Raw genomic sequence first — 13735 nt, forward strand, 5'->3', positions numbered from 1 at the left:
CTGTCTCTCACAATTCGCGCCGCAGCAGGCCGAGCGACGGCGTATCCGCCTCGGCGCGACGGCTCTCGGTCCCGGGCCTCAGCAGCCCTGCCCCGCGCAGCGGGGAAAGATTCCTGGCCGGCCAATCCTTCGGCGTGACATCGCTGGCCGCGCGCGCCGCGGCAGCCGCTTCCTCCGCCGTGCAGATGCTGGCGACATAGGACGGATCGTTGCCGAACACCGCGCCGCGCCGGGCGAGCTTGTCGTATTGCAGCGGCAGCGTGTTGCGCACGCCGGCGAGGCCGAGGCCACCCTTGGCGTCGATCGACATCATCTCGTTCATGCACATCTTGCCGCGCTCGACGCACAGATTGAGGATGGCGCCAAAAAGGCCGGGATCGACGGAGGCATAGTGGCGGACCGGCTCGTTCTCGCTCGGCTTTTCAAGTTCGAGATAGTTTTCGCGGCTGAGCGTCGCCGGCGCGGTTCTGGCCTGCGCCACCCACTGGTCGAAAGCCTGGTCGGACAGGCCGTGGAACGCAAAGCGCATCCCCGAAAAGCCGGCGCCGCTGTAGTTGGACGAGAAGCCGCTGTAGGTGCCAGGCCGGTTGATGACGGCGTGCAGCTTGGTTTCCATCGCCGGCATGGCGTAGATCTGCCCGGCAAGGGCTGGAATGTAGAAGGAATTCATTACCGCCGACGAGGTGATGCGGAAGTCGATCGGCTGGTTGACCGGCGCCGCCAGCTCGTTGACGGAGGCGATGCCGTAATCCGGATAGATGAAGAGCCATTTCCAGTCGAGCGCCACGACCTCGACCCGGAGCGGCTTGTGCGCTTCAGTGACCGGCTGGCCGGGTTCGATCCGGTCGATCCGGCGGTACGGATCGAGCAGATGCGTGCCGAGCCAGGTCAGCGCGCCGAGGCAGATGATGATGAGCAGGGGCGCCGCCCAGATCACCAGTTCCAATTTAGTCGAATGATCCCAGTCCGGCGCGTAGGTCGCCGCTGTGTTGGATTGCCGATAGCGCCAGGCGAAGAAGACCGTCAGCGCCATGACCGGGATGATGATGACCAGCATCAGCAAGGTCGAGACCACGAGCAGGTCGCGCTGCTGGGCCGCGACATCGCCGGCGGGCGCCAGAACGACCAGATCGCAGCCGCTCAACAGCCCGGCCAGGGGGAACAGAAGCAAGGCTCCAAATCGTTTCATCAAGCGCTGCCCTCGAAGGATCGCCGCAACCGTTCATGTTGCAGTGCGGTATCGATCCAAGGGCTACTGCTCGCGGCGCTGTGGTAACATTGGACAATTTGTCCAATGCCCAGCAGGCATGGCTTTGGCGCAGTGTGCAGTGCACAATAGACCCCCCCGGGGGAATCCCCGGAATTGGGTTCCGGACAGTTCATTCCACGCGGTGGCGACGGATAAGATGGCTCAGACTTCGACTGCCGAAACAAACAGCGAGTTGATCGGCTCGCATCATGGCCAGGTCAGCGCGGGCGATATCGCGGTCGGCGTGATCGTGGGCAGGACGTCGGAATTCTTCGACTTCTTCGTCTATGCGATCGCCTCCGTCATCGTGTTTCCCAAACTGGTGTTTCCGACGCACGATCCGCTCGTCGGCACGCTCTATTCCTTCTGCATCTTCGCGCTGGCCTTCGTCGCGCGCCCGTTCGGCTCCGTGCTGTTCATGGCGATCGACCGCGCCTATGGCCGCGGCGCGAAACTGACGATCGCGCTGTTCCTGCTTGGCACGTCGACCGTTGCCGTCGCATTTCTGCCGGCCTATGGCGACATCGGTGCGGTCGCGGTGTGGCTTTTGGCGCTTGCCCGCATCGGCCAGGGGCTGGCACTCGGCGGAACATGGGACGGACTGCCCTCGCTGCTGGCGCTGAACGCGCCGCAGAACCGGCGCGGCTTCTACGCCATGATCCCGCAGCTGGGCGCGCCGATCGGGCTCATCGTGGCAAGCTCCCTCTTCGCCTTCTTCGTCGCCAATCTGTCGGCCGACGACTTCTTCTCCTGGGGCTGGCGCTATCCCTTCTTCGTCGCCTTCGCCATCAATGTCGTGGCCCTGTTCGCCCGGCTGCGCATCGTCGTCACGCCTGAATTCTCGAAACTGTACGAGAGCGGCGACCTGCAGCCGACGCGCATCAGGGACACGATCCGGGCCGAGGGCCACAACGTCGTCATCGGCGCCTTCGCGCCGCTGGCGAGTTTCGCCCTGTTCCACATGGTGACGGTGTTTCCGCTTTCCTGGGTGTTCCTGTTCACCAATGAGGGGCCGGCACGCTTCCTGATGATCGAGGCGGTGAGCGCGCTGTTCGGCATTGCGGCCATCGTCGCATCGGGGCCATTGGCCGATCGCGTCGGACGCCGTGCGCTGCTCGGCGGTTCGGCGATCGCCATCGCGACCTTCAGCGGCTTTGCCCCACAGCTTCTGGATGGCGGCGCCGTCGGCGAGGCGCTGTTCATGGTGCTGGGCTTCATCCTGCTGGGGCTGAGCTTCGGGCAATCGTCGGGCGTCGTCGCCTCGCGCTTTTCCCGGCAGTATCGCTATACCGGCTCGGCGATCACCTCGGATCTGGCGTGGATGTTCGGTGCCGGCTTCGCGCCGCTCGCCGCCCTGCTGCTGGCCGGCAATTTCGGCCTCATCGCCGCCGGCGCCTATCTGCTGTCGGGCGCTGCCTGCACGTTGCTTGCCCTGTGGATCGACGGGCGCCGTCCGGCCGCGGACCGTCAGCCCGACTAGATGTTTGATCCCGGTTTTTGATGGTGCATCCTTATCTTCCGAATCAAAGGATGCGCTATGGGCCAAGTTCTGCATGGGAGCGCCACAACGACAGAGGCGGTCCGTCGAGCGATACAGCATAGTCAAGAGAGCCTGAGGACCCTGGCCAAGCGCTACGGGATCAACCAGAAGACGGTTGCGAAGTGAAAGAGGCGAGCTTCGGTCGCCGATCTACCGACTGGTCCGAAGGAACCGAGATCGACGGTGCTCTCGATTGAGGAGGAGGCGGTCATTGTCGCTTTCCGCCGCTACACGCTGCTGCCGCTCGACGACTGTCTATATGCGCTTCAGGCGACCATCCCGCACCTGACGCGGTCTTCATTGCATCGCTGCCTGCAGCGCCATGGCATCGGTCGGCTTGCGGATGTCGAGGGCGACAAACCGGCGAAGAGGAAATTCAAGAGCTACCCGATCGGCTACTTCCACATCGACATTGCCGAGGTCAGGACCGAGCAGGGCAAGCTGCACATGTTCGTCGCTATCGACGAGTTGCACGAGAAGGCCCCCACAGCCATCTCTAAAGACTTCCTGCTCCGGCTGATCGCGGCCGTTCCCTACAAGATCCACACTGTGCTTACGGACAATGGCATCCAGTTCACCACCCCCGGTGCCGGTGGCTCGGCCGTGCCGCTGATCAAGGAGGCAATCGCTAATGGCGAGATCTTCCGCGCTCACGCCTTCGAATACGCCTGCGCCAGGAATGACATAAAGCACCGCACGACCAAGGCCAGGCATCCGTGGACCAATGGCGAGGTCGAGAGAATGAACCGGACTATCAAGGACGCCACCGTCAAGCGCTTCTACTACGAGAGCCACGACCAACTCCGCATCCATCTCGCCGACTTCGTCGCAGCCTACAACTTTGCCCGTAGGCTCAAGACCCTCAAAGGTCTCACACCCTACGAGTTCATCTGCAAGGCGTGGGTCTCACAACCGGAAAGGTTCAAACTCAATCCGCTCCAGCAAATGCCGGGACCACCCGGCTGCCTTCGGCCATTCAGTCAGAGCGAGTCGTAAACGGCGTCGATCAACATCTTGCGGCGTGGGTCCATGTCGTCAAAACCCAGCATGCGGTTGGTGACATAGCCGAAACCGACGCCGGCACCGGGATCGGCAAAGCCGATGGCGCCGCCCCAGCCGGTGTGGCCGAACGTTTGCCGCGATGCACGGCCGGCATAGACCGGATCTTCCATCTGATAACCGGCGGCGAAGGCAGTGGGGGCGGCGAAGCTTTCATCCATGCCGCGAACACGCTGACGCGCCGCCGCTTCGATTGCCGCGCGGCCGATCAGTGGATGGCCCTCCCAGACGCCACCGGCTGCCATCATGCCGTAAATACGCGCCAATGCGTGCGCCGTCGACTGGCCATTGCCGCCCGGCACCTCGGCGGCGCGCCAGACGCGGTCGTTGGGGGCCAATGCACGGGGCGCCGGATTGTCGCCTGCGTGGGGAAATGGCGAGGCGCGGACAAATTCGACCCAGTCCGAAGCCCCCGGGCCTTCGATCATCTCGGCGACCCTGGATTCCTCGCGGTCCGGCAGACCGACATGAAAATCGGCTCCGAGCGGGCCTGCTATCTCCTGCGCGATGAAGCGGCCGATGCTTCGCCCGTCGACGCGTCGCAAAACTTCGCCAGCAAGGTGGCCATAGGTAAGCGCGTGATAGATGCAGCGGCTGCCGGGCTCCCATAGGGGCGGCATGGCGGCGAGCGCGTCGACAAAGGGCGTCCACGCGAACATGCCCGCTTCGTCCATCGGCACGGCAAGACCATTCAGCCCGGCCTGGTGCGACATCACCTGGTCAAGCGTGATGCGCTCCTTGCCGCCGGCCGCGAATTCCGGCCAGTAGCGGGCAATGGGTGCGGCATAGTCCAGTCTGCCGCGCTCCACCAACATTGCGATCGCCAGCGCGACGACGCCCTTAGTGGAGGACCAGACATTGATCAGCGTGTCCTGCCGCCACGGACGGGTTCGCGCGGCATCCGCAGGACCGCCCCACAGGTCAACAACGGTCTTGCCGTGGACCACGACGGATACGCCTCCGCCATGTTCCAGCCCTTGGGCGAAACACTCGGCGAATGCCGCGCGCACGGCGCCAAAGCGCGGATCGCAGATACCATCCATGTTCATGCGTGAACTCTCACCAGGCTGATATGACGGGAATGCCGCCGTTGACCATTCTGGCTCGGCGGGAACCCGCCAGTCCAGCGAATTGCCGACACTCAAGATCGTCGCCCATATGATGCGACCCGAAAATCATGGCAACCAGGGCAATCGACGGGCCGGCTCAGGCCTACTGCTTCACCGAGGTGGAGGTGCCCCAGGTATCCGACAGCACGTAGCCTTGAGGGTATGGATCCGTCGGATCGAGATAGTAGCTGTGCTCGCCGGTGATCCAGGCCCGGCCGGTGATCTCCGGAACGATCGCCTTGCGCCCGGCGATTTCCGTCAGTTCCACGATCCTGCCGGTGAAGCGTGAGCCGATGATCGATTCATGGATCAACACGTCGCCAACGCCCATTAAGCCGCGCGCCTGCAGCACGGCCATGCGGGCCGAAGTGCCCGTTCCGGTCGGGCTGCGGTCCGAGCGGCCCGGCGAGACGATGCAGGTGTTGCGCGTGACATTGCCCGGTCCCTGGAACGGCATGGCGAACTGGACGATCGACACGCCGCGCACATGGTCGAATTGCGGATGGATGACATCGAGCTGCTCGCGCGCGGCCCGCCTGATCTTCTCGCCGGCCACTGCCAGCTCGCGCGCTTCGTCGGGCGCGACCGAGAAGCCAAGCACCTTGGCATCGACGATGGCGTAGAACATGCCGCCATAGGCGATGTCGACGGTGAGCGTTCCGAGCCCTTCAACCTCGATGTTGGCATCCAGGCGATCAACAAAGGCCGGCGCGTTGCGCAAGGTGATCGAGACGCATTTGCCGTCGCGGCATTGGGCGCGCACCTCGATGACGCCACCCGGCATGTCGAGCTTGAAGCGCGTCTCGGGCTCCTGCATCGGCACCATGCCGGTCTCCAGCAGCACCGTGGCGACGCAGATCGTGTTGGAACCGGACATCGGCGGATATTCCGTCGGCTCCATGATGATGGCGCCGGCGGCGCAATCCTCGCGCGTCGATGGAACGAGCAGGTTGACGTGGCGCGCGACGCTGCCGCGCGGCTCGCAGATCAGCATGCGCCTGATATGGTCGTGATCGCGCTCCATCGTGATCATCTTGTCCATCATCGTGCGGCCAGCCGGCGGCAGAACACCGCCGATGATGACGTCGCCGACTTCACCTTCGGCATGGCAGCCGACGACACGAATGCTGGTTTTGCTGCGCATTGCTGTTCCTGCGTTTGTCCCTGCCGGCCACGACTATTTTGCTTGGCAAGCCGTGCCGCTTCGGGACAAACTGATCAATCCGCGTGCAAGCCTCAAGGAGAATCCGAAATGACCTCTAATGTTTTTTCCGGCTGCATGCCGGCGTTGATGACCCCGTGCACGCAGGACCGCCAGCCCGACTTCGACGCGCTGGTGCGCAAGGGACGCGAGCTGATCGCGGCCGGCATGTCGGCCGTCGTCTATTGCGGCTCGATGGGAGACTGGCCGCTCCTGACCGACGAGCAGCGCATGGAAGGCGTCGAGCGCCTGGTGAAGGCCGGCGTGCCGGTGATCGTCGGCACCGGCGCGGTCAACACCGCCAAGGCCGTGGCGCACGCGGCGCACGCCCAGAAGGTCGGCGCCCGGGGCCTGATGGTGATCCCGCGTGTTTTGTCGCGCGGGCCATCGGTGACGGCGCAGCGCCATCACTTCAAGGCAATTCTTGCCGCCGCGCCTGTTCTGCCGGCGGTCATCTACAACAGCCCCTATTACGGCTTTGCCACACGTGCGGACCTGTTCTTCGCCCTTCGCGCCGAACATCCGAACCTCGTCGGCTTCAAGGAGTTCGGCGGCCCGTCGGATCTGCGCTACGCGGCGGAAAATATCACCAGCCGCGACGATGAGGTCGCGCTGATGATCGGCGTCGACACCGCCGTCTTCCACGGTTTCGTCAATTGCGGCGCGTCCGGCGCCATCACCGGCATCGGCAACGTCCTGCCGAAGGAGGTGCTGCACCTTGTGGGCTTGAGCCAGGCGGCGGCCAAGGGCGACGCCGAGGCCCGCCAGCGCGCGCTGGAACTGGACGCCGCGCTCGCCGTGCTGTCCTCCTTCGACGAAGGCCCCGACCTGGTGCTCTATTTCAAGCACATGATGGTGCTGAAGGGTAATCCCGAGTACCTGCTGCACTTCAATGAGACGGATGCCCTCACCGACAGCCAGCGCGGCTATGCCGAGGCGCAGCTCAAATTGTTCGACAGCTGGTATGCCCAGTGGTCGAGGCAACCCGGCGTGATCGCAAGGTCCGCAGCCTGACCCGGCAGGCGCGACAGGCGGCCATAGTACGGCCGCCTTTGCATTGCGGGGCTGAGCAGCCGCTGTCTGACTTAGTGCCTGACCATCCCGGCGTCGACATTCAGCGTCTGGCCGGTGATCCAGCGCGCATCGTCGGAGGCCAGGAACGAAACCACGTCGGCGATATGTTCCGGCTGCCCCTTGCCCTTCATCGCCTGCAGCATTTCGACAAAGCCGAACGCCTCGTTGTGCGGGCTCGCCTTGACGCCGTCGCTCTCGATCAGGCCAGGCGTCACCGCGTTCGCCGTGATGTTGTATTTGCCGAGTTCGGTGGCGAGCGCCCGGGTGAAGCCGATGACGCCGCCCTTGGCCGCGACATAGGCCGCCATGTTCGGCGTGCCGGCAAAGAAGGTGTTGGAGGCGATGCTGATCACCCGCCCGGCCTTGCCAGCCGCGCGCATCTGGTCCGTACCCGCGCGGGTGACGATGAAGGTCCCTGTCAGATTGACGTCGATGATCTTGCGCCAATGGTCGAGATCGACGTCGTCCCAGGCGACGAACGGCACGATGCTGGCATTGTTGACCAGGATATCGACGCCTCCGGTCAGTGCCTGGATTTCGGCGAAGAGTGCCTTGACCGAGGCCGGATCGGAAATGTCGGCGGCGATCGCCCTCGCCTTCCCGCCGATCGACACGGCGGCAGCCTTGGCGCCTTCGGCGTTGATGTCGCTGAGGATGACGGTTGCCCCGTCGGCGGCAAGCCGCGCGGCGATCGCCTTGCCAATACCCTGTGCGGCGCCGGTAACCAGGGCCGTCTTTCCCGCAAGCCGTTCAGTCATGAAAATGCTCCCTCAATCCGTATCTGTTGATGTCTGTTCAGGCGTCGGCGTCGATAACAGCCAGCGCCGCCTCGATGCCTTTGCCGATCGCGAGTTTCTGGCCAGCCGCGTTCACGGCGCCGCCAAGTGCCGTCAGCGCCGCGATCGCATAGATCGGCTGCGCCGTCGGCCCCATATGGCCGATCCGCGTCAGCTTCCCCAATGTCTCGCCGCGGCCCGACGAAAACACCACGCCGTAGCGGGCGCGCGCGGCCTGGCGAAGCGCCGTCTCGTCGACACCATCGGGGGTGCGGACGGCGGTGGTGGTCGGCGACGCGATGCTGTCGCTGGCCGCCCAGATCGATAGGCCCATCGCGGTGACGCCCGCGCGCATGGCCTTGGCGGTGAGCGCGTGGCGCGCCCATACAGCCTCAGGCCCCTCATTGAGATAGAGGTCGAGCGCGACGTCGAGCCCGTTGATCTCCGAGACCGACGGCGTGAACGGAAACGGCTTGTCCCTCGACCAGGCAGTTTCCCAGTCGACAATGCTCAGCATCGATGCGCGCGGCGCCAGGGGATTGGCCTTCATCTTGCCCCAGGCCCGCTCGCTGACGCCCATCATTGTGAGGCCGGGAGGGGCACCCAGGCATTTGTTGGGGCCAGTGACATAGATATCGGCCTTGCAATCCTCGGGATGCGTCTTCATGCCGCCAAAGGACGAGACCGCGTCGACGATGAGATAGCCGCCATGTGCCGAAACCAGCGCGCCGATGGCGTCGATCGGGTTGATGGTGCCCGACGGCGTGTCGTGATGACAGACCGACACGATCGTGATCTCCGGATGCGCCTTGAGCATGTCGGCGACCGCCTGCGGATCGATAGCCTCATTGTAGGGCACTTCAATCTCGAGCAGATGCGGCGAGTACCGCTTCGCCCAGTAGCCAAAGCCCTTGCCGTAGACGCCCGAGGCAAGATTGAGCACGACATCGTCGGGCGCGATCAGCGACGCCGCCGCCGCTTCGAGGCCGAGCACCGGTTCGCCATGCAGGATGACCGGCTTGTTCGACAGCCGCATCGCCTTCTGCGCCTTGTCGACCACACCCTCGTAGAAGAGCTGGAACGCAGGATCATAGTCGTAGAGCACCGTGCGGCCGAGGCCGCGCAGCACTTCTGGATAGGCGTTTACCGGACCCGCGGTCAGGGTGATGACCGGATCGGCATGATCGGAATAGCGCATGGTGTTGTCTCCGGATTGGCGGCGGTCAGCCGTAGAATTGCGTGCCGGTCCTGTAGGTCTTGAAGTTTTCCATGTCGTGCGAGTACATCAGCTCGGCGCCATGGTCCTCGGCGAGCTTCTTCACCTTGCGCATCGAATTGACGCCTGCCACCGGGTCGATGTGGAAGGCAGCCTGGCACAGCGTCTCCAGGCTCTTCTGGGTGTAGGCGGCGTCGATGGTGAACATGATCGGCTTGCGCTTGGGGAACTCGACCAGCAGGCTGTAGTGGCCGATCGAATGGCCGGGCGTCGAGATCAGCTTGACGCCCTTGGCGAGATCGACGTCGCCGTCGATGCCCTCGAAGGTCGAGTTGGCGCGCGTCGTGCCTTCCAGCAGTTGCGCCGTCGCGCCTCGCGCTTCGGCGGCCTCCGCCGAGAAGCTCAGGTCCGAATAGCCGAGATGTTCGAAAGGCTGCGGATTGCAGGCCTGCGGCACCTCCGAGCGATGGCAGATCTTCTTGGCATGCGGAAAATACTTGTTGCCGCCGCAATGGTCGAAATGGAAATGCGAGTTGACGACGACGTCGATATCCTTCGGCTCGAGGCCGAGCAGCGCAAGCGCGCCGGGGATGGTCTGGTGCTTTTCCTGGATCGGCTTCTCGAAGGGCAGCACCTTCATGACGTGATCGTAGTCGTAGCCGGTGTCGATCAGGAACCGGCCCTCGGCATGCTCGATCAGGATCGAATAGACGGGGAAGCGCACTTCGCCGCCAGGGCCTCGGTTCCAGAACACGTGGTAGCCGTCGAGAACGAGCGAGCCGCCGTCGAGCAGGTAGACTTTGGTATCCGACATTCTTGCCTCCTGTTTGGCGCGGGTCCCTTCCGCGCATCTGATTGTGGTCAGCGCGCGCCGCGCTCGTATGGAATGCCTAGTGCCGCCGGCAGGCTGGCACGCCGGCCAAACAGCACCAGCATGATCATCACCGCCAGGAACGGCAGCATCTGGATGACGTCGGTCGGTATGTTGATGCCCGCCACCTGCATAGCCGTTGTCAGCGACAGGCAGACGCCGAACAGCAGGGCGCCGAACAGCACCCAGACCGGACGGCCGCGCGCCAGCATGGCCAGCACGATGCCGAGAAAGCCGGCGCCATTGGTGATGAACGGAATGAACAGGCCCGCACCGACATTGGCGAGATAGGCGCCGCCGAGCCCGGCCAGCGCACCGGTCGTCAGCACCGCGATGGTCCGGGTCCTGATGACGTCGATGCCGGCGACGTCGAGTGCTGCCGGCTTGTCGCCCGCTGCCTGCAGATTGAGGCCGAGCTGCGTGCGCCGATAGAGGTAGCCCATGCCGAACACCAGCGCGACCGCCAGATAGACGATCAGATGATGTTTGAAGAAGGCGGGTCCGATGACAGGAATATCCGACAGCAGCGGAATGATGGTGGCGTCCGCCGCCGGCAGGCGGGGATAGCTGCGCGAGAACTGGAAATGATGAAGCAGCGCCGTCAGACCTTCGAGACCGAGCGTCAACGCGATGCCGATGACGATCTGGTTCAGCCCGATGCGCACGCACAGCAGCGCCATGATCATCGCCACGGCGACACCGCCGGCGGCACCGGTAAGGAACCCCAGCCACAGCGACCCGGAATAGAACGCGCCGACAAAGCCGAGATAGGCGCCGGCCAGCATCATGCCTTCGATGCCGATGTTGAGCACGCCGGCTTTTTCCGACATCTGCTCGCCGAGGCCGGCCAGCAGCAGCGGGATGGCGGCGGTGACGGCGCCGAACAGCAGCGCGCTGAGAAAGACTTCGCTGAAGAGCCCGGTCATGCCCTAAGCCTTTCTCGACTGGTTGTAGCGATGGTCGACATATTCGGCGAGCGCGAGCACGATCAGCACGATGGAGACCAGCACCAGCGTGAAATGGTTGGGCACGCCAAGCCGCCGCGCCGCGCTTTCGCCGCCGATCGACAGCACCGAAAGCAGGAACACGAAACCGATAGCGGCAAAGCCGTTCATGCGGGCGAGGAACACGGCTGGAATGACGGCAAGCCCGTAAGCGGGATTCCAGTCGGCGCGGACATTGCCCTGGACGCCGATGATGTCGACAGCGCCGGCAAGGCCGGCCAGCCCGGCCGAAATGGCGAAGACGGTGACGGTCAGGCCAGACACGCCGAGCCCCGCGTGGACCGCGGCGCGCGGATTGGCGCCGACGATCCGCAATTTCAGCCCGAACGCCGTGCGCGTCATCACCAGATGCACGATGATGATTGCCGCCAAGCCGAGCAGCAGGCCGCTGGTGATGGTCGTTTCGAACAGGCGCGGCAGCCTGTCTTCCACCGGCAGCGTACGCGTCTGCGGCACGGTCGTGCTGGGGTCGCGAAACATGAGCTTGACCAGCACATTTGCGAGCGAGGTGCCCAGGAACGTCATCATCAGCGTGGTGATGATCTCGTTGACGCCCTGATAGGCACGCAGCAGAGCTGGGATCAGCGACCAGATCATCGCCACCGCCATGGCGATGAGGAACGAAAAGGTCAGCGCCAGCCAGGATGGCATGATCTGAACGAGTACGGGCGCGCTGGCCGCCGCCGTCACCGCGCCAAGCAGGAACTGGCCGTCGCCACCGAGATTCCACATGCCCGCGCGAAAGGCGACGATGAGGCCGGCGGCAAGAAACAGCAGCGGCGCCATCCGCGTCAGCGTCTGCTGGATACCGAGCGGGGAGAACAGTCCTTTCTCCAGCACGAAACCGTAATAGGCGAGCGGGTCGACGCCGACGGCAAGCAGGATGAAGCCGGCTATGATGAGGGCGATGAGGATCGGGCCGAGCGTCATCAGCAGCCGATGCAGGATGTCGCGGCGCGTCGCCGTCCCGCTCGTGGCATCGAGCGCGGTGGCACTGGCCGTGGGGGCGGTGTCGATGCTCATGCGGCAAGTCCGATCATCAGGCGGCCGATCCTGGTGCGGGCATCGTCGGTGTTCTCGACCGTGCCGACGAGCGCTCCGTTGGCGATGACGGCGACGCGGTCGCACATAGCAAGCAACTCCTCGAGGTCGGTGGAAATGAGCAGCACGGCAAGGCCGCGGGCCGCCGTATCGCGGATGCGCTGGCGCGATGCCAAAGTATTGGCGAGATCGAGTCCATAGGTCGGCTTGTTGAAGATCACCACCTTGGCGCCCTCTGCCAGTTCGCGTGCCAGAAGCACTTTCTGGATGTTGCCGCCCGACAGCCGGGCGACCGGCGTCTTCAGGCTTGGCGTGCGCACGTCGTATTCGCGCACGAGCTGGGCGGCGCGCTCGTCGATCTCGCCACGCTGCTCGACGCCGTGGCGCCAGAACGGGGCAGCGCCGACCTGCTTGAGGAAAAAGTTGATCGAGACCGGGAAGGTGCCGACAGTGCCTTCGCCGAGCCGGTCGTCGGTCAGGTAGCGCAGACCGCGCCGGCGGCGTTCGCCGACGCTCAGCGCCTCGATGGCGACGCCCTCCAGCCGCACCGAACCGCCTGTCGCGGCGCGCTGGCCGGCCAGCGCTTCGGCAAGCTGCTTCTGACCGTTGCCGTCGATGCCGGCGATGCCGAGGATCTCGCCCGGGCGGATGTCGAAGGAGATCGACGACAGGCCGGGCGCATTGTCCGTCGGCGCGACCGCCAGATCCGCGACCTGGAGCAGCGGCGCCGCTTCGGCCTGGACTGTACGGACCGGACGCTCGACGGCTTCCGGATCATCCTTCTGCTTGCCGAACATCAATTCCACGATCTCCGAGATGATCGCCTGCTCGCCCAGCGCGCGAAACCGCTCGGGTGGGATCTCGCCGACCTTGCGGCCGAGCTTCAGCACCGAGATGCGGTCGCCGAAGGCCGCCGCCTCCTTGAGCTTGTGGGTGATGAAGACGATGGCCAGACCCTGCTCGACAAGCCGGCGCATCAGTGCGCCCAGTTCGTCGATGCCTTTCGGCGTCAGCATGGAGGTGGACTCGTCCAGGATCAGCAGCCGGCTGTTGCGCACCATGGCGCGCAGGATTTCGACCTGCTGCTGCTCGCCGAGCGAAAGCTCCGACACCTTGGCATGCAGCTTCACCGTGATGCCGAGACTGCGGGTGATCTCGGCGACGCGCGCCTCAAGCTCCTCGGTCCTGGGGCGTTGCCACCAGGGTCCGCCAAGCAACAGGTTTTCCGCCACCGTCAGCGTCGGCACCAGCATCATGTGCTGGAAGACAGTGCCGATGCCCAGCGCCAGCGCATGGCGCGGCGAGGTGATCGGCGTTGGCTTGCCGTCGACCAATATGCGCCCTTCGTCCGGCTGCTGCAGGCCAGACAGCATGCCGATCAAGGTGGATTTTCCCGCGCCGTTCTCGCCGAGCAGCACATGCACCTCGCCGGGACGGATCGACAGGTCGACGCTGTCATTGGCGACAATGCCGGGAAACCGCTTGGTCACGCCCTCAAGCGCGACGATGTCGCGGCCGGCAACGGACGATGAAAAAGAACCGCTCATGAAAGCCTGCACCAAGAAAATGGTAATCGGCCGGAGAGGCGAACGGAT

At 64.5% G+C, this 13735-nt stretch carries 11 protein-coding genes and 1 pseudogene; 3 read left to right on the top strand and 9 right to left on the bottom strand.

The features are described 5' to 3' along the window. Nucleotides 1-7 precede the first annotated feature (7 nt). Nucleotides 8-1189, bottom strand: coding sequence for a ubiquinol oxidase subunit II (gene cyoA / locus JG747_RS29415; RefSeq protein ID WP_202360577.1), 1182 nt, complete (start codon nucleotides 1187-1189; stop codon nucleotides 8-10). A gap of 217 nt (nucleotides 1190-1406) precedes the next feature. Here cyoA and JG747_RS29420 point away from each other — a divergent pair, with 217 nt between their 5' ends. Continuing rightward, nucleotides 1407-2729: an MFS transporter gene (locus tag JG747_RS29420; protein ID WP_202360578.1), complete on the top strand. Its 1323-nt coding sequence runs from the start codon at nucleotides 1407-1409 to the stop codon at nucleotides 2727-2729. A gap of 57 nt (nucleotides 2730-2786) precedes the next feature. Next, nucleotides 2787-3785: pseudogene (locus tag JG747_RS29425) on the top strand (IS481 family transposase). Here JG747_RS29425 and JG747_RS29430 read toward each other — a convergent pair. Both JG747_RS29430 and JG747_RS29435 read right to left on the bottom strand, forming a co-directional pair. Beyond that, nucleotides 3770-4897 (bottom strand): serine hydrolase domain-containing protein, encoded by a 1128-nt coding sequence (locus JG747_RS29430; protein WP_202360579.1) that lies wholly within the window; start codon nucleotides 4895-4897, stop codon nucleotides 3770-3772. The pseudogene JG747_RS29425 and the gene JG747_RS29430 overlap by 16 nt on opposite strands. Nucleotides 4898-5060: 163 nt before the next feature. Continuing rightward, a complete protein-coding gene (locus JG747_RS29435; protein ID WP_064986378.1) occupies nucleotides 5061-6101 on the bottom strand; it encodes a proline racemase family protein in 1041 nt (346 codons plus the stop codon). A 108-nt stretch (nucleotides 6102-6209) separates the two neighbouring features. Between JG747_RS29435 and JG747_RS29440 the strand changes: the two genes are divergently transcribed. Then, nucleotides 6210-7172, top strand: coding sequence for a dihydrodipicolinate synthase family protein (locus JG747_RS29440; protein WP_202360580.1), 963 nt, complete (start codon nucleotides 6210-6212; stop codon nucleotides 7170-7172). A 71-nt stretch (nucleotides 7173-7243) separates the two neighbouring features. On the opposite strand, the gene pldH is transcribed toward JG747_RS29440, so the two are convergent. From pldH to JG747_RS29470, 6 genes are read right to left on the bottom strand one after another with little or no spacing between them, the layout of a single operon-like run. After that, nucleotides 7244-7990, bottom strand: coding sequence for a pyridoxal 4-dehydrogenase, SDR-type (pldH, locus tag JG747_RS29445; protein ID WP_064986367.1), 747 nt, complete (start codon nucleotides 7988-7990; stop codon nucleotides 7244-7246). 37 nt (nucleotides 7991-8027) lie between these two features. After that, nucleotides 8028-9206, bottom strand: a complete 1179-nt coding sequence (gene ppaT / locus JG747_RS29450; protein ID WP_019860083.1) for a pyridoxamine--pyruvate transaminase — start codon at nucleotides 9204-9206, stop codon at nucleotides 8028-8030. 25 nt (nucleotides 9207-9231) lie between these two features. Beyond that, nucleotides 9232-10038 (bottom strand): 4-pyridoxolactonase, encoded by an 807-nt coding sequence (pldA, locus tag JG747_RS29455; RefSeq protein WP_019860084.1) that lies wholly within the window; start codon nucleotides 10036-10038, stop codon nucleotides 9232-9234. Nucleotides 10039-10085: 47 nt separating this feature from the next. Continuing rightward, complete coding sequence (locus JG747_RS29460) at nucleotides 10086-11021, bottom strand: putative B6 ABC transporter permease subunit 1 (protein ID WP_019860085.1); 936 nt, start codon at nucleotides 11019-11021, stop codon at nucleotides 10086-10088. 3 nt (nucleotides 11022-11024) lie between these two features. Then, on the bottom strand, nucleotides 11025-12122 hold the full coding sequence (locus JG747_RS29465) for a putative B6 ABC transporter permease subunit 2 (RefSeq protein ID WP_019860086.1): 1098 nt from the start codon (nucleotides 12120-12122) through the stop codon (nucleotides 11025-11027). Continuing rightward, nucleotides 12119-13687: a putative B6 ABC transporter ATP-binding protein gene (locus tag JG747_RS29470; protein WP_020628974.1), complete on the bottom strand. Its 1569-nt coding sequence runs from the start codon at nucleotides 13685-13687 to the stop codon at nucleotides 12119-12121. Before JG747_RS29470 ends, JG747_RS29465 begins: the two co-directional genes overlap by 4 nt. Between the last annotated feature and the right edge of the window lie 48 nt (nucleotides 13688-13735).

It is taken from the genome of Mesorhizobium sp. 131-3-5, assembly GCF_016756575.1.
Classification (GTDB): domain Bacteria; phylum Pseudomonadota; class Alphaproteobacteria; order Rhizobiales; family Rhizobiaceae; genus Mesorhizobium; species Mesorhizobium jarvisii.

What these genes read in the sequence shown, in the direction of transcription:
- cyoA (WP_202360577.1), bottom strand. Translation starts at nt 1,189, where the DNA reads ATGAAACGATTTGGAGCCTTGCTTCTGTTCCCCCTGGCCGGGCTGTTG.
- JG747_RS29420 (WP_202360578.1), top strand. Translation starts at nt 1,407, where the DNA reads ATGGCTCAGACTTCGACTGCCGAAACAAACAGCGAGTTGATCGGCTCG.
- JG747_RS29430 (WP_202360579.1), bottom strand. Translation starts at nt 4,897, where the DNA reads ATGAACATGGATGGTATCTGCGATCCGCGCTTTGGCGCCGTGCGCGCG.
- JG747_RS29435 (WP_064986378.1), bottom strand. Translation starts at nt 6,101, where the DNA reads ATGCGCAGCAAAACCAGCATTCGTGTCGTCGGCTGCCATGCCGAAGGT.
- JG747_RS29440 (WP_202360580.1), top strand. Translation starts at nt 6,210, where the DNA reads ATGACCTCTAATGTTTTTTCCGGCTGCATGCCGGCGTTGATGACCCCG.
- pldH (WP_064986367.1), bottom strand. Translation starts at nt 7,990, where the DNA reads ATGACTGAACGGCTTGCGGGAAAGACGGCCCTGGTTACCGGCGCCGCA.
- ppaT (WP_019860083.1), bottom strand. Translation starts at nt 9,206, where the DNA reads ATGCGCTATTCCGATCATGCCGATCCGGTCATCACCCTGACCGCGGGT.
- pldA (WP_019860084.1), bottom strand. Translation starts at nt 10,038, where the DNA reads ATGTCGGATACCAAAGTCTACCTGCTCGACGGCGGCTCGCTCGTTCTC.
- JG747_RS29460 (WP_019860085.1), bottom strand. Translation starts at nt 11,021, where the DNA reads ATGACCGGGCTCTTCAGCGAAGTCTTTCTCAGCGCGCTGCTGTTCGGC.
- JG747_RS29465 (WP_019860086.1), bottom strand. Translation starts at nt 12,122, where the DNA reads ATGAGCATCGACACCGCCCCCACGGCCAGTGCCACCGCGCTCGATGCC.
- JG747_RS29470 (WP_020628974.1), bottom strand. Translation starts at nt 13,687, where the DNA reads ATGAGCGGTTCTTTTTCATCGTCCGTTGCCGGCCGCGACATCGTCGCG.